At 69.2% G+C, this 22,959-nt stretch carries 20 protein-coding genes; 16 read left to right on the forward strand and 4 right to left on the reverse strand.

Annotated elements, in window-relative coordinates:
• Positions 1-21 precede the first annotated feature (21 nt).
• From BM342_RS16880 to BM342_RS16930, 11 genes are all read left to right on the forward strand, one after another.
• Positions 22-492 (forward strand): hypothetical protein, encoded by a 471-nt coding sequence (locus BM342_RS16880; protein ID WP_092968198.1) that lies wholly within the window; start codon positions 22-24, stop codon positions 490-492.
• 195 nt (positions 493-687) lie between these two features.
• Positions 688-1,485, forward strand: coding sequence for a F0F1 ATP synthase subunit A (gene atpB, locus BM342_RS16885; protein ID WP_092968784.1), 798 nt, complete (start codon positions 688-690; stop codon positions 1,483-1,485).
• A gap of 45 nt (positions 1,486-1,530) precedes the next feature.
• On the forward strand, positions 1,531-1,764 hold the full coding sequence (atpE, locus tag BM342_RS16890; RefSeq protein WP_022888426.1) for an ATP synthase F0 subunit C: 234 nt from the start codon (positions 1,531-1,533) through the stop codon (positions 1,762-1,764).
• A 28-nt stretch (positions 1,765-1,792) separates the two neighbouring features.
• Positions 1,793-2,359 (forward strand): F0F1 ATP synthase subunit B, encoded by a 567-nt coding sequence (locus BM342_RS16895; RefSeq protein WP_092968200.1) that lies wholly within the window; start codon positions 1,793-1,795, stop codon positions 2,357-2,359.
• A gap of 3 nt (positions 2,360-2,362) precedes the next feature.
• The gene (locus BM342_RS16900; RefSeq protein ID WP_092968202.1) at positions 2,363-3,160 is read left to right on the forward strand and encodes a F0F1 ATP synthase subunit delta; all 798 of its coding nucleotides are present in this window, start codon (positions 2,363-2,365) and stop codon (positions 3,158-3,160) included.
• A 77-nt stretch (positions 3,161-3,237) separates the two neighbouring features.
• Positions 3,238-4,878, forward strand: coding sequence for a F0F1 ATP synthase subunit alpha (atpA, locus tag BM342_RS16905; RefSeq protein ID WP_092968204.1), 1,641 nt, complete (start codon positions 3,238-3,240; stop codon positions 4,876-4,878).
• Positions 4,879-4,925: 47 nt separating this feature from the next.
• Positions 4,926-5,822, forward strand: a complete 897-nt coding sequence (locus tag BM342_RS16910) for a F0F1 ATP synthase subunit gamma (RefSeq protein WP_092968206.1) — start codon at positions 4,926-4,928, stop codon at positions 5,820-5,822.
• 23 nt (positions 5,823-5,845) lie between these two features.
• Positions 5,846-7,306: a F0F1 ATP synthase subunit beta gene (gene atpD, locus BM342_RS16915; RefSeq protein WP_092968208.1), complete on the forward strand. Its 1,461-nt coding sequence runs from the start codon at positions 5,846-5,848 to the stop codon at positions 7,304-7,306.
• Between the two features lie 2 nt (positions 7,307-7,308).
• Positions 7,309-7,569, forward strand: coding sequence for a F0F1 ATP synthase subunit epsilon (locus tag BM342_RS16920; RefSeq protein WP_092968210.1), 261 nt, complete (start codon positions 7,309-7,311; stop codon positions 7,567-7,569).
• Between the two features lie 11 nt (positions 7,570-7,580).
• Entirely contained in the window at positions 7,581-8,153 is a 573-nt protein-coding gene (locus BM342_RS16925; protein WP_092968212.1) for a P-loop nucleotide/nucleoside kinase family protein, read from the forward strand.
• Positions 8,154-8,912, forward strand: a complete 759-nt coding sequence (locus tag BM342_RS16930; RefSeq protein WP_092968214.1) for a YaaA family protein — start codon at positions 8,154-8,156, stop codon at positions 8,910-8,912. It begins immediately after the preceding gene.
• A gap of 107 nt (positions 8,913-9,019) precedes the next feature.
• Here BM342_RS16930 and BM342_RS16935 read toward each other — a convergent pair whose 3' ends face one another.
• Together BM342_RS16935 and BM342_RS16940 are read right to left on the reverse strand one after the other, a co-directional pair.
• A complete protein-coding gene (locus BM342_RS16935; protein ID WP_092968786.1) occupies positions 9,020-9,628 on the reverse strand; it encodes a DNA-3-methyladenine glycosylase I in 609 nt (202 codons plus the stop codon).
• 5 nt (positions 9,629-9,633) lie between these two features.
• Positions 9,634-10,125 carry a methylated-DNA--[protein]-cysteine S-methyltransferase gene (locus BM342_RS16940; RefSeq protein ID WP_092968216.1) on the reverse strand — a complete coding sequence of 164 codons (492 nt, stop codon included), beginning with the start codon at positions 10,123-10,125 and terminating at the stop codon, positions 9,634-9,636.
• A 188-nt stretch (positions 10,126-10,313) separates the two neighbouring features.
• On the opposite strand from BM342_RS16940, the gene BM342_RS16945 reads away from it, so the two are divergent.
• Entirely contained in the window at positions 10,314-11,477 is a 1,164-nt protein-coding gene (locus BM342_RS16945) for a DUF4192 family protein (protein ID WP_143109918.1), read from the forward strand.
• 59 nt (positions 11,478-11,536) lie between these two features.
• Here BM342_RS16945 and BM342_RS16950 read toward each other — a convergent pair whose 3' ends face one another.
• Both BM342_RS16950 and BM342_RS16955 read right to left on the reverse strand, forming a co-directional pair.
• A complete protein-coding gene (locus tag BM342_RS16950) occupies positions 11,537-12,925 on the reverse strand; it encodes an aspartate aminotransferase family protein (RefSeq protein WP_092968220.1) in 1,389 nt (462 codons plus the stop codon).
• Between the two features lie 12 nt (positions 12,926-12,937).
• Positions 12,938-13,420 carry an Lrp/AsnC family transcriptional regulator gene (locus BM342_RS16955; protein ID WP_092968222.1) on the reverse strand — a complete coding sequence of 161 codons (483 nt, stop codon included), beginning with the start codon at positions 13,418-13,420 and terminating at the stop codon, positions 12,938-12,940.
• Between the two features lie 156 nt (positions 13,421-13,576).
• Here BM342_RS16955 and BM342_RS16960 point away from each other — a divergent pair, with 156 nt between their 5' ends.
• From BM342_RS16960 to BM342_RS16975, 4 genes are all read left to right on the forward strand, one after another.
• The gene (locus BM342_RS16960) at positions 13,577-14,680 is read left to right on the forward strand and encodes an FHA domain-containing protein (protein ID WP_092968224.1); all 1,104 of its coding nucleotides are present in this window, start codon (positions 13,577-13,579) and stop codon (positions 14,678-14,680) included.
• On the forward strand, positions 14,677-15,507 hold the full coding sequence (locus BM342_RS16965; RefSeq protein ID WP_092968226.1) for a PP2C family protein-serine/threonine phosphatase: 831 nt from the start codon (positions 14,677-14,679) through the stop codon (positions 15,505-15,507). The genes BM342_RS16960 and BM342_RS16965 overlap by 4 nt, the downstream gene beginning before the upstream one ends.
• Positions 15,508-15,671: 164 nt before the next feature.
• Positions 15,672-17,078 carry a serine/threonine-protein kinase gene (locus tag BM342_RS16970; RefSeq protein ID WP_218154953.1) on the forward strand — a complete coding sequence of 469 codons (1,407 nt, stop codon included), beginning with the start codon at positions 15,672-15,674 and terminating at the stop codon, positions 17,076-17,078.
• Positions 17,078-22,942 carry an Ig-like domain-containing protein gene (locus BM342_RS16975; protein WP_092968228.1) on the forward strand — a complete coding sequence of 1,955 codons (5,865 nt, stop codon included), beginning with the start codon at positions 17,078-17,080 and terminating at the stop codon, positions 22,940-22,942. Before BM342_RS16970 ends, BM342_RS16975 begins: the two co-directional genes overlap by 1 nt.
• Positions 22,943-22,959: the final 17 nt, after the last annotated feature.

Below are 22,959 nucleotides of genomic sequence, written 5' to 3' on the forward strand. Positions count from 1 at the left end.
GCGACCCACGACTGGAGCCTGATGAACGACGCACGACCCGACAACACCCCGACCTCGAACCCCGTCCTGCGCCAGGCCCTCGTCTGGGGCGGCATCGTGGCCGCCGCGCTGCTCGTCGTGAGCGGCGTGCTCGGCTGGATCCTCGCGGGCGGCGAGGGGCTCGTCGGCGCGCTCATCGGCACCGCGATGGCGGTCGTGTTCATGGGCATCACCGCGGCGACGATCCTGATCGCGAACCGCTTCGCGTCGAGCGACCTCTTCGTCGGTGCGTTCTTCGGCATCGTGCTCGGCGGGTGGCTCCTCAAGTTCATCGTCTTCATCGTGCTCGTCGTGCTGCTGCGGGATGCCGCGTGGCTCGACACGACCGTGCTGTTCCTCAGCCTCGTGATCGGCGTGCTGGCCTCGCTCATCGTCGACGTCGTGGTCATCACGAAGTCCCGGATGCCGCACGTGAGCGACGTCGAACTGCCGCCCGCGCCCCACGAGGACTGAATTTCGACGTCTTGTCGAAAAACTCGGCTCAGACTCGCTCGGCGATTCGTCCGATGCCCGAAGTCTTGCTAGAGTAATGGAGATCCCCCCGGTGAACGCCTGCTTCGGCATGTGCGTTGAACCGTTCCGATGTTCGTCGTCGCGAGAGCAGAGCTCCACGCCCCGAAACAGGAGATAGCGCTGCTAGCTAACGCTCTGAGCCTTCTGGTTCCCCTTTCAACCAACGATGGTGAATTCCACGGGCCGTCGATCGACGAATTCTTCCCTGGAGCGCTCCTCTTCGAAGGCACTGCCTTCGAGATCAACCGCATCATGCTCGTCCGCTTCGTCGCGGTCGTCGCACTGCTCCTGGTCTTCTGGCTCGGCACGCGCCGTCTGCGCGTGGTGCCCGGCCGATTCCAGAGCCTCGTCGAGATGGGTCTCGACGTGGTGCGCGTCAACATCGCCGAAGACCTCCTCGGCAAGAAGGACGGCAAGCGGTTCCTGCCGATCCTCACGACGATGTTCTTCATGATCCTGTTCATGAACATCACGGGCATCATCCCGTTCCTGAACATCGCCGGCACCTCCGTCATCGGCGTGCCGCTGGTCCTCGCGATCGTCGCCTACGTGACCTTCATCTACGCGGGCGTCAAGAAGAGCCCCAAGAACTTCTTCAAGAACTCCCTCTTCCCCTCGGGTGTTCCGTGGCCGGTGTACATCATCGTCACGCCGATCGAGCTCATCTCGACGTTCGTGATCCGCCCGATCACGCTGACCCTGCGACTCATGATGAACATGATCGTCGGTCACCTCCTGCTCGTGCTCTTCTTCGCAGCCACGCAGTTCTTCGTCTTCACGATGGGCGGCTGGTGGACTCTCCTCGGTGCCGGAACCCTGGCCTTCGGGTTCGCGTTCACGCTGTTCGAGATCCTCGTCGCAGTACTGCAGGCATACGTCTTCGCACTCCTCACCGCGGTCTACATCCAGCTCGCGGTCGCAGAAGAGCACTGAGCCCGGGCACCCGCCCAGATACATCCCTAGGAAAGGAAACCCAACGTGGACGCAACCACCGTTCTCGCTGAGATCAACGGCAACATCGCGACGGTCGGCTACGGCCTCGCAGCCATCGGCCCGGCCATCGGCGTGGGCATCGTCGTCGGCAAGACCATCGAGGGCGTGGCTCGCCAGCCCGAGCTCGCCGGTCGCCTCCAGGTCCTGATGTGGATCGGTATCGCCTTCACCGAGGCGCTCGCCTTCATCGGTATCGCGACCTACTTCATCTTCGTCTGATCCACCCGTCGCAACTGAGGAGGCCAACGTGCTTCATGCAGTACTGAGCGCTGCAACCGAGGGTGGCGAGACCCACAGCCCGGTCATCCCCGAGGGTTACGACATCCTCTGGTCGTCGGTCTGCTTCATCATCATCCTCATCTTCTTCTGGAAGTACGTGCTGCCGCGCGTCCAGAAGATGCTCGATGAGCGCGGAGAGGCCATCGAGGGCAACATCGCGAAGGCCGACGAGGCCCAGCGCAAGGCCGAGGCCGCTCTCGAGGAGTACACCGCCCAGCTCGCCGACGCGCGCGCCGAGGCCGGTCAGATCCGCGAGACCGCTCGTGAAGACGGCAAGAAGATCGTCGCCGAAGCCAAGGACACCGCGATCTCCGAGGCGGCTCGCGTCACCGCGAGCGCGCAGGCGCAGATCGAAGCCGAGCGCCAGTCCGCGCTCGTGTCGCTCCGCTCCGAGGTCGGCACCATCGCGATCGACCTGGCATCCGGCGTCATCGGCGAGTCGCTGACCGACGACCAGAAGGCCCAGGCCGTGGTCGACCGGTTCCTCGCCGACCTCGAGGCGTCCGAGCAGGCCGCCGCAGGGGAGACGAAGTAACCCATGGGTAGCGCTACGAGAGAGGCCCTGGCCGCCTCGCGGGCCGGGCTCGCGTCGTCGGGCCGGGCCGACATGTCGGTCGCCGAGGACCTCCTCGCCGCGGTTCGACTCATCGCCGGTTCCGGCCACCTGCGCACCGCGCTCACCGACACCGAAGCCGATGACGCGCAGAAGAGCGCGCTGGTCGCCGGGGTGTTCGGCGGTCGCATCGTGCCCGGTGCGGTGTCGCTGCTCACCGCCGCGGCATCGCAGCGGTGGTCGAGCCAGGCCGACTTCCTCGACGGCGTCGAGGAACTGGGCCTCCGGGTCGCAGCCGATGCCGCGGGCGAAGGCGTCGATCTCGACGACGAGCTGTTCACGTTCGAACGCGCCGTCGCCTCCGACGCGGAACTCGAGCTCTCGCTCGGTTCCAAGCTCGGAGCGAACGACGCCAAGGCGCGTCTCGTCGAGCGGCTGCTCGGCTCGGGCAAGGCCGACCCGGCCACGCTCGTCGTGGTTCGCCACCTGGTGCTCTCGCCTCGCGGTCGCCGCATCGGTGCGATGCTTCGCGCCGCTGCCGGCGTGATCGCCGACCAGCGCGGATTCGAGGTCGCGACGGTCACGACCGCCGTGTCGCTGAGCGCCGCTCAGCTGGCGCGACTCGAGCAGGGACTCGCCGTCAAGGCGGGTCGCCGCATCCGATTCGACACCATCGTCGATCCCGCCGTGCTCGGTGGGGTCCGCGTGCAGATCGGCGACGACGTCATCGACGGCAGCGTCGCCTCTCGCCTCAGCTCGCTGAGGCAGAAGCTTGCCGGCTGACGCCGGACGACAACGACCGGCGTCCCGCGCCGCGACACACCAGTAGCTGTACAACCGGTACAGAAAAGGAAAAGACAATGGCAGAACTCTCCATCAGCCCCGATGAGATCCGCACGGCTCTCACGGAGTTCGCCGCGGCCTACGAGCCGGGCACGGCGCAGAAGACCGAGGTCGGATACGTCACCGATGCCGCCGACGGCATCGCGCACGTCGAGGGACTGCCCTCGGTCATGGCCAACGAGCTCATCCGCTTCGCGGACGGCACGCTGGGTCTCGCGCTGAACCTCGAGGAAGACGTGATCGGCGTCGTCGTCCTCGGCGAGTTCACCGGCATCGAAGCGGGCATGGAGGTGACCCGCACGGGCGAGGTCCTCTCGGTTCCCGTCGGCGAGGGCTACCTCGGCCGTGTCGTCGACCCCCTCGGCAACCCGATCGACGGTCTCGGCGAGATCACGGGCATCGAGGGCCGCCGCGCCCTCGAGCTCCAGGCTCCCGGTGTCATGCAGCGCAAGTCGGTCCACGAGCCGCTCCAGACCGGTATCAAGGCGATCGACGCCATGATCCCCGTCGGCCGCGGCCAGCGTCAGCTGATCATCGGCGACCGCCAGACCGGCAAGACGGCGATCGCGATCGACACGATCATCAACCAGAAGGCCAACTGGGAGTCCGGCGACGTCAACAAGCAGGTTCGCTGCATCTACGTCGCGATCGGCCAGAAGGGCTCGACCATCGCTTCGGTGAAGGGCGCGCTCGAAGACGCCGGTGCCATGGAGTACACCACGATCGTCGCGGCTCCGGCCTCCGACCCCGCAGGCTTCAAGTACCTCGCGCCGTACACCGGTTCGGCCATCGGCCAGCACTGGATGTACGACTCCAAGCACGTCCTCATCATCTTCGACGACCTGTCGAAGCAGGCCGAGGCCTACCGTGCCGTGTCGCTCCTCCTCCGTCGTCCGCCGGGACGCGAGGCGTACCCCGGTGACGTCTTCTACCTGCACTCCCGTCTGCTCGAGCGTTGCGCGAAGCTGTCCGACGAGCTCGGCGCCGGCTCGATGACCGGCCTGCCGATCATCGAGACCAAGGCGAACGACGTCTCGGCGTACATCCCGACCAACGTGATCTCGATCACCGACGGCCAGATCTTCCTCCAGTCCGACCTGTTCAACGCCAACCAGCGTCCCGCGGTCGACGTCGGCATCTCGGTCTCGCGAGTCGGTGGCGACGCGCAGGTCAAGTCGATCAAGAAGGTCTCCGGCACGCTGAAGCTCGAGCTCGCCCAGTACCGCTCGCTCGAGGCGTTCGCGATGTTCGCATCCGACCTCGACGCGGCGAGCCGTCGTCAGCTCGCCCGTGGTGCTCGTCTGACCGAGCTGCTCAAGCAGCCGCAGTACTCGCCGTACCCCGTCGAAGAGCAGGTCGTCTCGATCTGGGCCGGTACGAACGGCAAGCTCGACGAGGTGCCCGTCGAGGACATCCTGCGCTTCGAGCGCGAGCTGCTCGACTACCTCGGCCGCAACACCTCGGTGCTGACCGACCTGCGTGAGACGAACGTGCTCTCCGACGAGACCGTGTCGACCCTCGAGTCGTCGGTCGACAAGTTCAAGCTCGAGTTCCAGACGGGCGAGGGCAAGCCGCTCGCATCCGTCGGCTCCGAGCAGTTCGAGCCGATCGACGCTGAATCCGTCAACCAGGAGCAGGTCGTCAAGTCGAAGCGCTGAGCGCCTCGACACGACTGATCGATCGACTCTAGGACTACAGGAGAGACATGGGAGCGCAACTTCGGGTCTACCGGCAGAAGATCAAGTCTGCCCAGACGACGAAGAAGATCACGAAGGCGATGGAGCTCATCGCCGCCTCGCGCATCCAGAAGGCGCAGGCTCGTGTGGCCGCGTCGTCGCCGTATTCGCGAGCCATCACGCGTGCCGTCTCGGCGGTCGCGACGCACTCGAACGTCGACCACGTGCTGACCACCGAGCCCGAGCGCATCGAACGCGCCGCCGTCGTGATCCTCACGTCCGACCGCGGCCTCGCCGGCGCGTTCAACTCGCAGGTGCTCCGCGAAGCGGAGCAGCTCAGCGAGCTGCTCCGCTCGGAGGGCAAGGAAGTCAGCTACTTCCTCGTCGGGCGCAAGGCGGTCGGGTACTTCGCCTTCCGTCGTCGCGAATTCGAGCAGCAGTGGGTGGGCAGTTCGGAGAACCCCGACTTCGAGCTCGCGAAGGAGATCTCCGACGCAGTGCTCGAGGCGTTCCTCCGTGAAGCCTCCGACGGCGGCGTCGACGAGATCTTCGTGGTGTACAACCGGTTCGTCAGCATGATGACCCAGACGCCCTCGGTCGTGCGGCTCCTGCCGCTCGAGGTCGTCGAGGGCGTCGCCGAGGCGAACGCGCAGATCGAGCCGCTGTACGAGTTCGAGCCCGATGCCGAGACGGTGCTCGACGCGCTGCTTCCGGTCTACATCGAGAGCCGCATCTTCAACGCGCTGCTGCAGTCGTCCGCTGCCAAGCACGCGGCGACCCAGAAGGCGATGAAGTCGGCGAGCGACAATGCCGACAAGCTCATCACCGACTACACCCGCCTTGCGAACAACGCACGCCAGGCCGAGATCACGCAGCAGATCTCCGAGATCGTGGGCGGCGCCGACGCGCTCGTCGCCGCCAAGTAGCAACTCAGAAAAGAGAGAGCAGAATGACTGACACCGCAACCGCGCCGGTCGCCGAGCGTGCCGCCGGCGCCGTCGGGCGCATCGCACGCGTCACCGGCCCCGTCGTCGACATCGAGTTCCCGCACGACTCGATCCCCGAGATCTACAACGCGCTGAAGACCACCGTCACGATCGGTGACCAGAGCACGGTCCTGACGCTCGAGGTCGCACAGCACCTCGGCGACGATCTCGTCCGTGCCATCGCACTGAAGCCCACCGACGGCCTCGTCCGCGGCCAGGAGGTCACCGACACCGGCGAGGCCATCTCGGTTCCCGTCGGCGACGTCACCAAGGGCAAGGTCTTCAACGTCATCGGCGAGGTGCTGAACGGCGAGCCCGGCGAGGAGCTCGAGATCACCGAGCGCTGGCCGATCCACCGCAAGCCCCCGGCATTCGACCAGCTCGAGTCGAAGACGCAGCTCTTCGAGACCGGCATCAAGTCGATCGACCTCCTCACCCCCTACGTGCAGGGTGGAAAGATCGGCCTGTTCGGTGGTGCCGGTGTCGGCAAGACCGTTCTCATCCAGGAGATGATCCAGCGCGTCGCGCAGGACCACGGTGGTGTGTCGGTGTTCGCCGGTGTCGGCGAGCGCACCCGTGAGGGCAACGACCTCATCCACGAGATGGAGGAGGCGGGCGTCTTCGACAAGACCGCCCTCGTCTTCGGCCAGATGGACGAGCCGCCGGGAACGCGTCTGCGCGTCGCCCTCTCCGCGCTCACGATGGCGGAGTACTTCCGCGACGTGCAGAAGCAGGACGTGCTGCTCTTCATCGACAACATCTTCCGCTTCACGCAGGCCGGTTCCGAGGTCTCCACGCTGCTCGGCCGCATGCCGTCCGCGGTGGGCTACCAGCCGAACCTCGCCGACGAGATGGGCATCCTCCAGGAGCGCATCACCTCGACGCGCGGCCACTCGATCACCTCGCTGCAGGCGATCTACGTGCCGGCCGACGACTACACCGACCCGGCTCCGGCGACCACGTTCGCCCACCTCGATGCGACCACCGAGCTCTCGCGTGAGATCGCATCCAAGGGTCTGTACCCGGCCATCGACCCGCTGACCTCGACGTCGCGGATCATGGACCCCCGTTACCTGGGCGCCGACCACTACCGCGTCGCGACCACGGTCAAGCAGATCCTGCAGAAGAACAAGGAACTCCAGGAGATCATCGCCATCCTCGGTGTCGACGAGCTCTCCGAGGAAGACAAGATCACGGTGGCCCGCGCGCGCCGGATCCAGCAGTTCCTCTCGCAGAACACCTACATGGCCAAGAAGTTCACGGGTGTCGAGGGCTCGACGGTTCCGCTCAAGGAGACGATCGAGTCGTTCGACGCGATCGCCCGCGGTGACTTCGACCACGTCGCCGAGCAGGCCTTCTTCAACGTCGGCGGTATCTCCGACGTCGAAGAGCAGTGGGCTCGCATCCAGAAGGAGAACGGCTGAACATGGCCGCACTCAACGTGAGCGTCGTCTCGGCCGACCGGGAGATCTGGTCGGGCGAGGCGTCCATGGTCGTCGCTCGCACCGTCGAGGGCCAGATCGGCATCCTGCCGGGCCACGAGCCGATGCTCGCGGTCCTGGCGGCCGGCGAGGTTCGGGTCTCCCTGCCCGACGGTGAGAAGATCACCGCGAATGCTGAAGACGGCTTCCTCTCGGTGCAGTCGAACACCGTCCAGATCGTCGCCTCGCGCGCCGAACTGGCCTGAGGGTTCAGCGGATGCAGGGGGAGCAGCCGCTGGATCGACAGTTCGGAGAACTGTCGATCACCCAACTCGTCGTCATGGCGGGTCTGCCCGGAGCCGGGAAGTCGACGATCGCTGAGATCGTCGGCGCCCGGCTCGGGGCGACCGTCGTGTCGGTCGACCCGATCGAGTCCGCGATCCTGAGGGCCGGCATCGACGCCGACGAGCCCACGGGGCTCGCGGCATATCTCGTGGCCGAGGAGATCGCCGAGAAGGAACTCCTCTCCGGTCGTACGGTCATCGTCGACGCGGTGAACGCGGGAGAGGCGGCGCGCCTGCAGTGGCGCGACCTCGCGGTCCGCGCCGAGGTTCGCCTGCGCGTCGTCGAGGTCGTCTGCTCCGACGAGGAGCTCCACCGCTCACGGCTGGCCAAGCGGGAACGCAACCTGCCGCATCTCGAGGAGACGACCTGGCGCGCGGTCGAGCAGAGCCTCGAGGGCTACGCCGCGTGGACGGGACCGTCGTCGGCTCTGCCGCGTGTGACGATCGACAGCATCGAATCGCTCGGCTCCAACGTCGACGCGACGCTCGCGTTCCTCGCTTCGTAGATGTTGATCCTCCTGCCGCCTTCCGAGACGAAGCGCGCGGGCGGCGACGGAACGCCTCTCGACCTGTCGTCGCTCGCGTTCGCGGACCTCGAGCCTCTGCGTGCCCGGCTCGCTCATGGGCTCGTGGAGCTGAGCAGCGACGAGGCGGAGGCGATGCGGGCCCTCAAGCTCGGCCCGCGCCTGGCCTCCGAGGTCGAGCACAACCGCATGCTCTGGTCGTCGGCCACGATGCCGGCGCTCGATCGATTCACCGGGGTGCTCTTCGACGCGCTCGACGCGCCAACCCTCGACCCCGAAGCCCGCGCGTTCGCAGCCGACACGGTGTTCGTGCATTCGGCGCTCTTCGGCCTGGTCGGTGGCATGGACCCGATTCCCGCGTACCGGCTCTCCCACGATTCGCGGGTGCCGGGCTTCGCGTTGAAGCGCTTCTGGCGTGACGCCATCTCCGAGCGCATCGCCGCGCACGACGGGCTGATCATCGACCTGCGATCTGAGGCGTACGCCGAACTCGGACCCGCTCCGGTGCATGAGGCGAGCGTGTTCGTGCGCGTCGTGGCAGTCGGCGAAGGTGGGCGTCGGCGGGCGCTCAACCATTTCAACAAGCATGCCAAGGGGCACTTCACCCGGCGAGTGCTCGAGACCCGCCCGGTGCTCGGCTCGGTCGAAGATCTGCTGTCTTGGGCTGCCGCAGAGGGCTTCGAACTCTCGGTCGGCGCGGCCGGCGGGCGCGGCCCTGCCGAACTCGACCTCGTCGCCTGACGCTGGCCGTGGCCCTGGCCCTGACGCTGGTCTTGGTCTTGGTCTTGGTCTTGGTCTTGGTCTTCGGCCCGATGGCGCTATGCGCCTCGGCTCGCGAACGCCGGCGGTCAGCTCGCCTGCGCGGTCGCGGTCGGCACGCTCGCCGGAGCGCGGAAGCATCCGGCCAGGTGATCGTCGACGAGTCCGGCAGCCTGCATGAGCGCGTACATCGTGGTCGGGCCCACGAATCGGAAACCGCGCCTGCGGAGCTCTGTGCTGAGCGCCGTCGATTCGGCAGTGACTGCCGGCACCTCGGCGAACGAGGTCGGCTGAGCGTCGCGCTCGGTCGGGGCGAATGACCAGATCAGCTGCTCGATCGGTTCGTCGAGTTCGAGGGTCGCGCGTGCGTTCTGGATCGTCGCCTCGATCTTGCCGCGGTGCCTGATGATGCGCTCGTCGCCGAGCAGTCGCACGACGTCGGGCTCGCCCATCGCTGCGACGCGTTCGACGTCGAAACCGTGGAAGACCTCTCGGAACGCGGGCCGGCGCCTGAGGATCGTGATCCAGGAGAGCCCGGCCTGGAACCCCTCGAGACAGACCTTCTCGAAGAGGCGGACGGGATCGTGTTGGGGCGAACCCCATTCCTCGTCGTGATAGCGGCGGTACTCGGCGTCGTTGCCGCTCCAGCCGCAGCGCACGAGGTCGTCGACGCCGCGGATCAGCTCCGGACGCGGAATCACGCTCACGCGGCGAAGCCGATGTGCTCGTGTCCGAGGAGCCAGAGCTTGGTGGGCACGCCTTCGCCGCCGGAGTAACCCGTGATGCGCCCGTCTGAGGCGAGCACCCGATGGCACCCGACGATGATCGGCACGGGATTCGCGCCGACCGCTCCACCGATCGCACGCGCCGAGCCCGGCTTGCCGACGGCTTCGGCGAGGGCGCCGTACGAGGTGGCGTCGCCCCACTGCAACTGCTGCAGGCGTGCCCAGACTGCCTGCTGGAACGCGGTGCCGTGGAGGCGAACGGGCACGTCGAAGTCGGTGCGTGCGCCGGCGAAGTACTCGACGAGCTGCGCCACGGCCGTCTCGAGCACGGCGTTGCGCTGCTCGGGGTCTCCGTCGTGGGGGAGCGCGGCGTCGCGCTCGATGGTGAGCGAGGTGACGGCGTCGTCGTCTGCGAGGAGCTCGATGCGGCCGATGGGGCTGTCGAGTCGTGCCAGGAATCGTTCGGTCATGGTTCGAGCGTAGCCGCGGCATCCGACATCGACTCGCGGGAATCGGACATGGGGAGAGATCCGTGTGCGCGCCTCCCGTCGAGGAGCACCGGCCGACTGCTCCTCGACACCTTCGACCCCGGTGCCGACCGTCGGGCCGGTCGAATGCGGGCACCGCCGACGAGTGGATCGTGCTCGAGGCTCAGCGCATGACCGCCATCATCCGCGCGACCGCAGCGCACGACTTCCTCGCCCTCGTCCCCGTGCTCGCGGGTTTCGTGCCGGAGCACTCGCTCGTCTGCGTCGCCTTCGCGGGCAACCGCAGCGTCGGCGTGCTCCGCCACGACCTCCCTGATGCCCGGGCCGACCATGAGCGGCTCGTCTCCACCGTGATCGGCACCATCTGCCGGATCCCCGACGTCGATGCCGTCGTGCCGGTGGTCTACACCGCCGAGCGGTTCGACGAGCGCGGGCGGATGCCGCGGCGAGACCTGCTCGAACTCGTCGTCGCGCGTGCCGGGCGGGCCGGCTTCCTCGTGCGAGATGCGCTGTGCCAGGCCGCCGATGCCTGGAGCTCGCTGTTCGACGAGGAAGCGCCGGCCGCGGGACATCCGCTCGCACTCGTGGAATCGAGTGGTGCGTTGCGCGGAGTCCCGGAGGGCGACCGACCCGCGGCCGGGACGGGCTGGGCCGACCTCCCGCCGGCGGATGCGGCACGCGCGAGGCGCGTCGCCGAGATCCTCGAGGAGTTCGGGGACCTGCACCGGGTGGAGGGCGCGATCTCCGGACTCGCACGCGACGGGGATCCGGTCGCGTTCGTCGAGACACTGGTCGGACGGCCGAGGCGACGCGCGCTCGACCCCCGTCGACTCGCGTGGTTGCTGCACCTCGCCGGGCGGGCGCCGTTCCGCGACGCGATGATGCTGCAGATCGCGTTCGGCCGCATGCTGGGCGAGCTCGCACTCGACGTGCCGGATGCCGCGTCGGAATCTGCGGACCGCCGCGATCTCGACGTCGACGTTGACGTCGAGCATCCCGGCATCGACGTGCTCGCGAGGCTGATCATGGGGCATTCGATGCTGCGGCCCGAAACGGCACGGGTCGAGCGCGGCATCGACGAGTTGCGCGCGGCCGTCGCCCACGCGCCGGAGGAGGCGCGACCGGGGCCGCTCTGCATGGCGGCCTGGCTCGCCTGGTCGCTCGGTCGGGGCTCGGTCGCCGGCGCCCTGCTCGACGCGGCGCTCGCGATCGACCCGGCTCACTCGATGGCGAACCTGCTGAACGGGTACATCGGAACGGGCGCACTGCCCGAGTGGGCGTTCGCCCGCGCCACCGCGCGCGATGAGCACCACGGCTCGCACGGCGGGTCGTGAGCCCGGCCGACGGGGTCCTGCCGCCGCGACGGTCGTCGCAGCGGCAGGACGGAGCGACGTCAGATCTTCGTCGACGCCTCGGTGAGCACGCCGCGCAGGATCTGCTCGATCTCCTGGAACTCGGCGGGGCCGATGGTCAGCGGCGGTGCGAGCTGGATCACGGGGTCGCCGCGATCGTCGGCGCGGCAGTACAGGCCGGCATCGAAGAGCGCCTTCGAGAGGAACCCGCGGAGCAGCCGCTCGGCCTCGTCGTCGTTGAACGTCTCCTTGGTCGACTTGTCCTTCACGAGCTCGATGCCGAAGAAGTATCCGTCGCCGCGCACGTCGCCGACGATCGGCAGGTCGAGCAGCTTCTCGAGCTCTGCGCGGAAGAGGGGCGAGTTCTCGCGGACGCGCTCGTTCAGTCCCTCCTCCTCGAAGATGTCGAGGTTCTCGAGCGCCACGGCCGCGGACACCGGGTGCCCGCCGAAGGTGTAGCCGTGGTAGAACGAGGTCTCGCCCTTCGAGAACGGCTCGTAGAGCTTCTCGGAGATGATCGTCGCACCGATCGGCGCGTATCCCGAGGTCATGGCCTTGGCGCACGTGATCATGTCGGGCACGTATCCGTAGGCGTCGCACGCGAAGGTGTGGCCGATGCGACCGAAGGCGCAGATGACCTCGTCGGAGACCAGCAGCACGTCGTACTGGTCGCAGATCTCGCGAACGCGCGTGAAGTATCCGGGAGGGGGCGGGAAGCAGCCGCCCGAGTTCTGGACCGGCTCGAGGAAGACGGCCGCCACGGTCTCGGGACCCTCGAAGAGGATCTGCTCCTCGATGCGGTTCGCGGCCCAGATGCCGAAGGCCTCGATGTCGTCGGCCGGAGCGCCCATCTCCGCCGCGCGGTAGAAGTTCGTGTTCGGCACGCGGAAGCCGCCGGGGGTGACCGGCTCGAACATCTCCTTGATCGCCGGGATGCCCGTGATGGCCAGGGCGCCCTGCGGAGTGCCGTGGTACGCGACGGAGCGCGAGATCACCTTGTGCTTGGTGGGGCGACCCTGCAGCTTCCAGTAGTACTTGGCCAGCTTGAAGGCGGTCTCGACCGCCTCGCCGCCGCCGGTCGAGAAGAACACGCGGTTCAGGTCGCCGGGTGCCTCGCCGGCGAGGCGGTCGGCGAGCTCGATGGCGGCCGGGTGCGCGTACGACCAGATCGGGAAGAACGCGAGTTCCTCGGCCTGGCGGGCGGCCACCTCGGCGAGGCGCTTGCGGCCGTGGCCCGCGTTGACCGTGAAGAGGCCGGCGAGCCCGTCGAAGTACTTGCGCCCCTCGATGTCGAACACGTGGTGGCCCTCGCCCCTCGTGATGATCGGCACCCCGGAGGAGTGCAGCGTCGACTGCCTGGCGAAGTGCATCCACAGGTGGTCGTTCGCCATCTGCTGCAGCGTGGCGTTGTCCCGTACACGATCGGTCATGATCGATCCCTTCTAGCGAGTGCCCCAGTTGTAGAACTGCTTCTGGAGTTTGAGGTAGACGAACGTCTCGGTCGAGCGCACCCCCGGCAGGTTGCGGATGCGCGAGTTCAGCAGCGTGATGAGTTCGTCGTCGTTCTCGCACACCACCTCCGCGAGCACGTCGAAACTGCCGGCCGTGAGCACGACGTAGTCGATCTCGGCCAGTTCGGCGAGGCTCGCCGCGAGCTCGCGCGTGTCGCCGGAGGCCCGGATGCCGATCATCGCCTGTCGTGTGAACCCGAGTTGCATCGGGTCGGTCACCGCCACGATCTGCATCACGCCGGATTCCGTCAGGCGCTGGACGCGCTGGCGCACGGCCGCCTCAGAGAGGCCGACGGCCTTGCCGATGTCGGCGTACGACCGCCGACCGTCGGCCTGCAGCTGCTCGATGATGGCCTTCGAGACCTCATCGAGGTGCACCGGCCGCGCCGAAGCCGTTCGTGCCGTGTTCGTCATGCGACCGATTGTGTCAGTGTGAGTCCCCTTGAGCAAGGGATTCCGTTGAAAATCGTCCGGTTTGCAACGGATTCCCATCAAAACGCGCCCGAGGGGGCACTCATCTCGCGGCCGCCGAACGCGATCGATCCACCTGGTCTGGTGCAGACTGATCACATGGTCGCCGGAACCGTGACGAGTGCATCCAGAGTCGGAGCATCCGACTGGGACGTCGTCGTCGGCGACCGGTTCATCGCCGTGCTCGCCGCGCCGGCCGATGGTTCCGCCCTCACCGCACTGACCGCGATCACCGCCGACGCCGACGTCGCCATCGAGCAGCTCGTCCAGGCGATCCCGGGCGTCGCCGCCTCGGCAGACGGCGTCGATCAGGGGTTCGCCGTCGTGTGGTGGCCGCACGTCGCGAACGAGGTCATCGCGGCCGTGGCCGCCGATGGCGGCGCCGCCGCTACGACGTCCGAGGGCGCCACGGTCACGGCCGTCGTGCGTGGCGAGGCCGTCGTCGATCTCGACTCCCCGGGTGGATCCCGTCGGTTCGACGCGCGCGGCATCCGGCCCTGGCATCTCGCAGAGTTCCGCGACGTCACCGGCATCCGGATCACCGCAGCGGATGCCCCGTTGCGTCGCCGCAGCGATGCCGCCGAGCCGACTGCTCCGGCGCGCACCTCCTTCCGGGCGACGGACGTGGTCTGGTCGCCGCACGAGCGCGGACCGCAGACCGGGCGCGCGCCGGAACCCGAGCGCGGCGGGGCGACGACCGAGGACACGCACGGCACCCGCACCGACGAGCGCCGGCTCGACGACACGGTGGCGGACGCCTCAGCCGGACCCGAGGGCGACGCGCTCGCCGCAGACCCGGCACCCTTCGCTCCGGGTGCTGCGCCGCGTGTGCGGATCGGATCGGAGGACGTGCGCACGGTCACGGTGCCCATCCTGATCGGACGGCGACCGCTCGCCCCCAGGGCTCCCTCGTCCGCAGCGAACGCGCCGGAACTCGTGCCCGTGCGTTCGGCGACGGGGGTCGTCTCGGGTACCCATCTCGAGCTCCGCGTCGAAGGTGCCCGCCTCGTCGCGACCGATCTCCGGTCGACCAACGGGACCGTGCTCAGAACCCCGACCGGTGCGCGGCGCATGAGAGCGGGGGAATCCATCGTCGTCGGACCGGGCTGCTTCCTCGACCTCGGAGACGATACGATCATCGAGGTCCTCCCCGCCAGCGACGACACCGTTCGCCCGACCCGAACCGACAGGCCCCACTCGTGACTCAGATCGGAAACGGCAACTCCCGTCATCTGATCGTGCTGCCAGACGGCACGCGGATCACCCTCGCGTGGGCCGCCGTGACCGACACCGGACATCGCAGGCAGGTCAACGAGGACAGCTTCGTCGCACAGGCACCGCTCTTCGCGGTCGCCGACGGCATGGGCGGCCACGCGGCGGGCGATTTCGCGAGTGCGGCCGTCGTGACCAGGCTCGCCGAGCACGGCGGCAAGACGGTCGTCGGCACCGCCGACATCGACCAGTCGCTCCGGCTGGCCGTGCAGGACATGCACCGCGGCACCGGCGTGACCGACGAGGGCAGTGGCACGACCGTGACCGGCGTCGCGCTCGGACTCATCTCCGACGAACCGGCGTGGATCGTCTTCAACATCGGCGACTCCCGGGTGTACCGACTCGTCGGCGGCGTGCTCGAGCAGCTCACCGTCGACCACTCGATCGTGCAGGAACTCGTCGACGCCGGCCAGATCACCCGCGACGAGGCCGACACGCATCCGCATTCGAACGTGATCACGCGGGCCGTCGGCTTCCACGAGTCCCCGATCCCCGACTACCGTGCGATCGCCGTCGAGCCCGGCATGCGACTGCTGGTGTGCTCCGACGGGCTGACGAAGGAGCTCACGTCGTACGGGATCCGCCACTTCCTCGTCGCCGACCGTTCCGTCGAACGCGTCGCGGAGCACCTCCTCGACGCCGCGCTCGGCAACGGCGGCCGTGACAACGTGACGGTGCTCGTCGTCGACGTGCTCGAGGTCGTCCGCCCCGACACCACGGCGGCCGAGGGCGCACTCGACTCGCCCGCGGCATCCTGAGACCCGTCTTCGTCACCGGTCTCCGGCGGCCGCCGGCATCCCCCGGCCTCGGGCGTCGACGCCCCACCCTCGACGGGCGGCTCGCGACCTAGAATGAGCAGACCGGATGCCGCCGGCATCGAGCCGCGACCGCACCCGAACAGGCACCGAGGTCAGGGAGGATCGTGTCGAGACGACTGCCGTCCACTCCGCCCAACCTGCCGGGATTCTCGTTCGTCCGCATGCTCGGTTCGGGCGGGTTCGCCGACGTGTTCCTGTACGAGCAGAACATGCCGAGGCGCCTCGTCGCCGTGAAGGTCCTGCTCGCCGAGGTCGTCGACGACCAGGCGAGGCGCATGTTCCAGGCCGAGGCCGACGCGATGGCGCAGCTCTCGTCGCATCCGTCCATCCTGACGGTGTACCAGGCGAGCGTCGCCGCGGACGGGCGGCCGTACCTCGTGATGGAGTTCTGTCCGGCCACGCTCGGCCAGCGCTACCGCACGACGAGCCTCCCGCTCGCCGAGGTGCTCGCGATCGGCGTCCGCATCGCGAGCGCCGTCGAGACCGCGCACCGCACGGGAGTGCTGCACCGCGACATCAAGCCGTCGAACATCCTCACGACGGCCTACGGGCATCCCGTGCTCTCCGACTTCGGCATCGCGGCGAAGCTCGGTGCCCACACCGCCTCCGACGCCGTCGGCCTCTCGGTGCCGTGGTCGGCTCCCGAGGTGCTCGTCGACGATTCCGGCACGATCGCGAGCGAGGTCTGGTCGCTCGGCGCGACCGTCTACTCGCTGCTCGCCGGGCGCAGCCCCTTCGAGCAGCCGGGCGGCGACAACGCCGTCGCGAAGATCTCGAGCAGGATCCGAACCGCGCGCGTCCCGCGCACGGGGCGCGACGACGTTCCGGAGTCCCTCGAGCTGGTGCTCGCGAGGGCCATGTCCAAACGACCCTCCGACCGTCAGGCGAGCGCACTCGAGTTCGTCCGCGACCTGCAGTCCGTCGAGGAGGAGCTCGCACTGCCGCAGACGCCGCTCGAGGTGGTCACCGAGGACTGGGCGCTGGCCGTCGCGGTCGACTTCGACGAACGCACGCGGATCGTCGCCGCCCAACCCGCCGCTGCGGCGGATCGTCGTGTCCGCCGCACGCGGCGGGGTCCGGATCGACTCGCGGTGACGACGCAACGCGATGAGTCCGTGCCCGGCGCGACCGGCGTGCACCCCGGTCCGACGCGATCGACCCGACGCATGCTGTGGGTGTTCTCCTCCATCGCCGTCCTGCTCGTCGGGGCCGCGCTCGGCGGGGCGTACCTGGTGGCGTCGAGCACCTCGCCCATCCCCGTCGTGACCGACGTGCGGGCCGCCATCGCGGGCACGACGGTGACGTTCTCCTGGGACGACCCGGGCCTGCAGGGCGGCGACGCCTACATCGTGACCGTCGACGGCGGTGCCCGGCCCGTGCAGCGCGAGAGCCGGCTCGACGTCGCGGCGGCCGAAGGCGAGCACCTCTGCGCGAGCGTGGCCGTCACCCGCGACGGCAAGACCGGGCGCTCGAGCGAGGAGCGCTGCGTGGACGTCGATACGGAGGGCTGATGAGGCTGCCCACGATCGTCACCCGGCATCGATCCGCCGTCGCGACCGCGGCGGTCGGTATGGCCGTCGTCGCGACGATCGTGGCGGTCTCCGCGGCATCCGGAGGCTACTCCGCGGAGCGGGTGGATCTCGGCGACGCAGCCGTCTGGGTCGCGAACGACGACCTCGCCTCGGTGGGGCGGGCCAACACGGCGGTGCACGAGCTGAACTCGATCGTCGAGACGGGCGGATCGACGACCCGGATCGCGCAACGAGGCGAGACGGTGCTCGCACTGGACTCCGATCGCGCGACGGTGGCCGTCATCGACCCCACGACGTCGACCGTGGCAGAGACCGTCGCGGTGCCGCCGGCCAGCGACCTCGCGATCACCGGCTCCCGCGTGGTCGTGGTGTCCGACGGCGCGGTGTGGACGATGCCGGCGGATCAGGTCGTGGACCTCCAGGTCGACGCGGACCCGGCGCTGAACTTCGGGGTCGGAGCGGCCGTCTCGGTCGCGCCCGACGGAAGGCTCTTCGCGTTCACGCCGGCGACGGGCATCGTGCAGCGCGTCGACGTCGACGAGTCGGAGTCCGTCGTCGAGCAATGGCAGACGCAGGTTCCGAAGGATGCGACCGAGTACCAGATCACCTCGGTCGGCGGAATCTGGGCGCTGCTCGACGAGCGCGACCTCGTGCTGCACCTGAGCGACCAGACCGTCGATCTCAGCCCGTACCTCGCATCCTCGGATGCGCCGGTGGTGCAGGAGCCGTCGACCGACGGAGCAGTGCTGGCGATCGCATCCCGCGCCGGGCTGCTGACCGTCCGGCTCGATGACGGCACGGTCCGCGAGGAGCCCGTGCCGAGGCAGGCAGGGATCCCCGCGGCGCCCGTGCGCCACGGCGACTGCCTGCACGCGGCCTGGACCACCGGCATCGCGTGGCGCGCGTGCGACGGCACGGAGCCGAGGCCGTTCCGGATCGGCACCGACGCGACGGCCGATCTCGCATTCATGTCGAACGGGCGCTCGCTCGTCCTGAACGATCGGGCCTCCGGACGGAGCTGGGCGGCGGCGACCGACTACGGCGTCATCGACAACTGGTCGGAGCTGCTCGCGACCGAGACCGACCAGGAGGTCGTCGAGCGCCCCGACGCCGATCGTCCGGCCCCGCTCGAGCGCAGCCAGGTCGCGCCGAACGCGGCCGACGACACGTTCGGCGCGCGGCCGGGCCGATCGTCGATGCTGCCCGTTCTGATGAACGACTACGACCCCAACGGCGATGTGCTGGTCATCGAGAGCCTCGACGTGGTCCCGCCGCCGGGTGTGCGGCTCGACCTCGTCGCGGATCGCCAGCAGGTGCAGGTCACGCTCGAGGAGTCCGTGACCGAGGGGTTCACCTTCGACTACACCGTCGACGACGGGCGCGGCGGCACCGCGACGGCGTCCGTGGCCGTGCAGGTGCGGACGGGCGAGGAGAACGGCCCGCCTGCGCAGGTGCGCGACCGCAGCGCCACCGTCGCGACGGCCGGACGGTCCACGACCGCGGTGCTCGGCGACTGGGTCGACCCCGACGGCGACCCCTTCTCACTGGTGTCGGCGACGACCTCGGAGCCCGATTCCGTATCGTTCACGGCCGACGGCTCCGTCGTGTTCGACGAGCACCGCGAGAGCACCGGGACCCGCCAAGTCGCCCTGATCGCCTCGGACGGTCGCGACCCCGGCGCCGGCGCGCTCGCCATCGACGTGCGCCCGACGGGCGATGTGCCGCTCGTCGCAGAGCCCTTCGTCGTGCTCGCCACGGCGGGCGAGGAGGTGCGCATCGATCCGCTTCGGCACGTGCACGGCGGTACCGGCAACATCGTGCTCACGAGCGTTCCCGCCAAGCAGGACGTGCTCCTCACGCCCGACTACGACGGCGGGACGTTCCGCTTCGAGAGCACGGCGGAGCGCACGCACTACCTCGAATACGTCGTGACCGACGAATCGGGCGTTCCGGTCACCGGCACGATCCGCGTCGAGGTCGAGGCCGGATCCGATCGGGAGACGACGCCGATCACGGTGCCGCACACCGCGTTCCTCCGGCACGACCGTCCGTTGGACGTCGACGTGCTCGCCACCGACATCGACCCGACGGGCGGCGTGCTCGTGCTCACCGACCTCGTCGACGCGGACGCACCCGAACTGCGGATCGCGGTCATCGACCACAGGATCCTCCGCGTCGAACTGCTCGCACCGCTGCCGCTCGGATCCACCACCTTCGGCTATCGCGTGAGCAACGGGCTCGGTGACGCCGAGGGGACGGTCACGGTCGTCGAGGTGCCGGAGCCCGTGACGTCGCAGGCACCGGTCGCCAATCCGGACACGGCGTCGGTGCGGACGGGTGACGTCATCGACGTGCCCGTCCTCGCGAACGACGAGCACCCCGACGGGAGCCCGCTCGAACTGGACCCGGTGCTCGACCTCGAGCCCACCTCCGGCCTCCTGTTCGCCAGCGGCGACCGACTGCGCTACTTCGCCCCCGACACGCCTGGCGAGTACGAGGCCAGGTACCGGATCACCGGCCCCGACGGCCAATCCGCGTCGGCCGCGGTGCACTTCTCGGTGCGCGAGGCCGATCCGGAGACGAACGCGCCTCCCGTGCCGCCCGAGATCACGGCGCGCGCCCTCGCCGGCGACACCGTGCGCATCTCGGTCGCACTCGGCGGCACGGACCCCGACGGCGACTCGGTGCAACTCGTGGGACAGGAGTCAAGCCCGCAGCGAGGGACGGTCGTCGAGACCGGCCCCGACTGGCTCGAGTACCAGGCGGGCGACTACGCGTCCGGCACGGACACGTTCACGTACTCGGTGGTCGACGCCCTCGGTGCGCGGGCCACCGGAACGGTCAGGGTGGGCATCGCCGAGCGACCCGACGGCGCGAGGATGCCGGTCGCGGTCGAGGATGCGGTGATCGTGCGGCCCGGTCGCACCATCTCGGTGCGCGTGCTCGAGAACGACTCCGATCCCGACGGCGGCTCGCTCGAACTGACCGCTGTCGCCCCCGAGAGCGGCGGCGCGACCGCGTCGATCGAGGGGGACCAGATCGACATCGTGCTGCCCGACGCGGAGGGGGAGTACGGCTTCCCGTACACGATCACGAACGAGCGCCTCGGCACGGCCTCGACCTTCGTCAGGGTCATCGCGAGAGACGACGCGCCGCTCTCGAGACCCGAGGTGGGCGACGTGGTGCTGAACCTCGCCGACGTCCTCGACCGCGACCGGGTGGACGTCGACGTGCTCGCCGACGCGTTCCTCGCCGACGCCGACGTGGCCGATCTCGAGGTCGGGCTCCTGCCAGAGTTCGACGAGGGCGCCGAGGTGCTGCGCGACGGGAGCATCCGCGTGAACGTCGAGGATCGCAGCCGGATCATCCCGTTCTCGCTGACGCATCCCGAGGACGCGCGGGTCGTCTCGTACGCGTTCATCCGGGTGCCGGGCCGAGACGACGCGATCCCGCAGCTCCGCAGCGACGCGCCCGACGTCGTGGTCCGCAGCGGCGAGAGCGTGGTGCTCGACATCGAGGACTTCGTGATCGCGGCCTCCGGTCGCCCGGTCAAGATCACGGATGCCGCGACGGTGCGAGCCGCCCACAGCGACGGAACCGACCCGTGGGTCGACGAGAACACGCTCCGCTTCCGGAGCGAGGCCGGATACTTCGGGCCGGCGTCCATCTCGTTCATCGTGACCGACGGCGAGTCGGCCGACGATCCGACCGCGCGGACGGGGACCATCGTCATCCCGATCGAAGTGGAACCGACCACCAACCAGCCGCCGGTGTTCGCGGGCGGCGCGATCGACTTCGAGCCGGGGGAGCCGAAGACCATCGAGCTCGAGCGACTGATCACCTATCCGTACCCCGACCAGATCGACGAGCTGCGGTACCGGATCCTCGAGCCGATGCCCATCGGCTTCGGACTCGAGCTCGACGGCGATCTGCTCACCGTGACCCCGTCGGCGGCAGCTGTGGCCGGCACGCGCGCCTCGGCGACCATCGAGGTGACCGATGCCTCCGGCGCGAGCGATCCCGGCCGGATCGATCTGCGCGTCGTGCCGTCGACGAGACCGCTCGCGCAACCGGTCGCCGACCGGGCGGTCGTGCAGCGCGGCATGACGACGACCGTCGACGTGCTCGCGAACGACGACACCACGAACCCGTTCCCCAACACGCCGTTGAGGGTGGTCGCGCTGCGCGGACTCGAGTCCGTGCCCGACGGCGTCTCGATCACGCCGGACTCCGACGGCTCGACCCTGGTCGTGCGGGTCTCCGCGGACGCGGAGCCCGTGAACACGACCCTGCAGTACCAGGTGGCCGACGCGACCGAGGATCCCGACCGCTTCGCCTGGGGCACCGTGACCGTTTCGGTGCAGGACCGGCCCGACCCGGTGAGCGCTCCGAGGGTCACCGGGTTCGGCGATCGCAGCCTCGACCTGGTCTTCGGCGCCGGTGCATTCAACAACTCGCCCATCACGGGGTACGAGGTCAGCCTGCTGAGCCCTGGCACGTCCGAGGTGCTCGCGAAGGTGCCGTGCGCCTCGACGACCTGCAGCGTGCCGACCCTCGGCAACGGACGGGCCGACGCGGTGGTGCTGCGCGTGCAGGCGCGCAACGGGATCGGGCTCTCGGATCCGGTCGACGCGCCGGGGCCCATCTGGTCGGACGTGGTGCCGGCCGCGCCGAGCGGCGTCACCGCCAGCCCGCTCGACGGCCGGCTCGACATCGCGTGGTCGCCGGTTCCGCCGGGGGCGGGCAGCCCGGTGCATTCGTACGTGCTCGTCGTGGGCGGCGTCCCGATCGAGGTCGACGCCGCGTCGGTCTGCACGGCCTCGCGGTGCCAGGTCGAGTCCAGGGCGCTCGAGAACGGCAGCCTGGTCGAGTTCACGGTCAGCGCGCGCAACGAGGCGTACCCGGCCATGGCCGTGTGGGCCGAGTCCGGTGGCAGCGGCACGCCGTTCGGCCCGCCGATCGCGGGATCGATCAGCGTCGTGGGCGATGCGACGGCCGGCACGGTCACGGTGAGCTGGAGCCCCTTCGAGGGCAACGGCGATGCCGTCGGCGGGTACTTCGTGCAGCGCCTCGCCGAGGGCCAGACGTCGGTCCCGACCGGTCCGCAGAGTTGCTCGGTGACGTCGCCCGCGCCCGGAACCGTGGTGCCTCCGTCGCGCGGCGGGACCGTGGTCGACATGGTGGGGGTCGGTCCCGACGCCTCGAGCGTGCAGTTCAGCGGCACCACGGCGGAGGCCGCTCGCTACTCGTTCGTGGTCTGGGGATTCAACCGTTCGGCCTGCGTGAGCACGGGCGTCGGATCGCTCGTCGTGCGCGAGGCGCCCGGCGCGATCACCTCGGTGGACTCGAGCATGGACTGGATGACGTCCGACGCCTGGGATCGGTACATCTCGAGCGTCGAGCCGAAGAAGCGGCTCCAGATCGTCGCCGTCGACGGGCAGGGCGCGCAGATCGGTTCGCCGCGGGACTTCGCCGGATCGGGCTGGCTCCGTGCGGTGCTCGGGCGGCCGTTCGGCGAGGTCGCCCGCTTCCAGATCCGCACGTGCTCGCCGTGGGGCACCTGCGGACCGTGGTCGGAGATCCTGCCCGCCGACGCGGAGCCCTCGCTCACGTTCGCACTGCCTTCGCGCGTGTGGGACCCGGTTCGCGCCGAGTGGACGTGGGATTCAGAGCCCGACAACTCGGGCATCCCGGCGTCGTTCCGATGCGGCGTCCAGGGCGACGACGTGGGGGTCGCGGCGCAACGGTCCCGGAGCTGCCAGGTGCCGGGAGCGCAGCCTGGCGACCCGGTCTGGTTGGATGTTGAGGTCGCCGGCGTGAAAGTGAGGTATGTGAACCCGTGACTGCCGATGGAGCCCGC

Origin of the sequence: Agromyces sp. CF514 (assembly GCF_900113185.1) — a bacterium.
In the GTDB taxonomy this organism is placed as follows: domain Bacteria; phylum Actinomycetota; class Actinomycetes; order Actinomycetales; family Microbacteriaceae; genus Agromyces.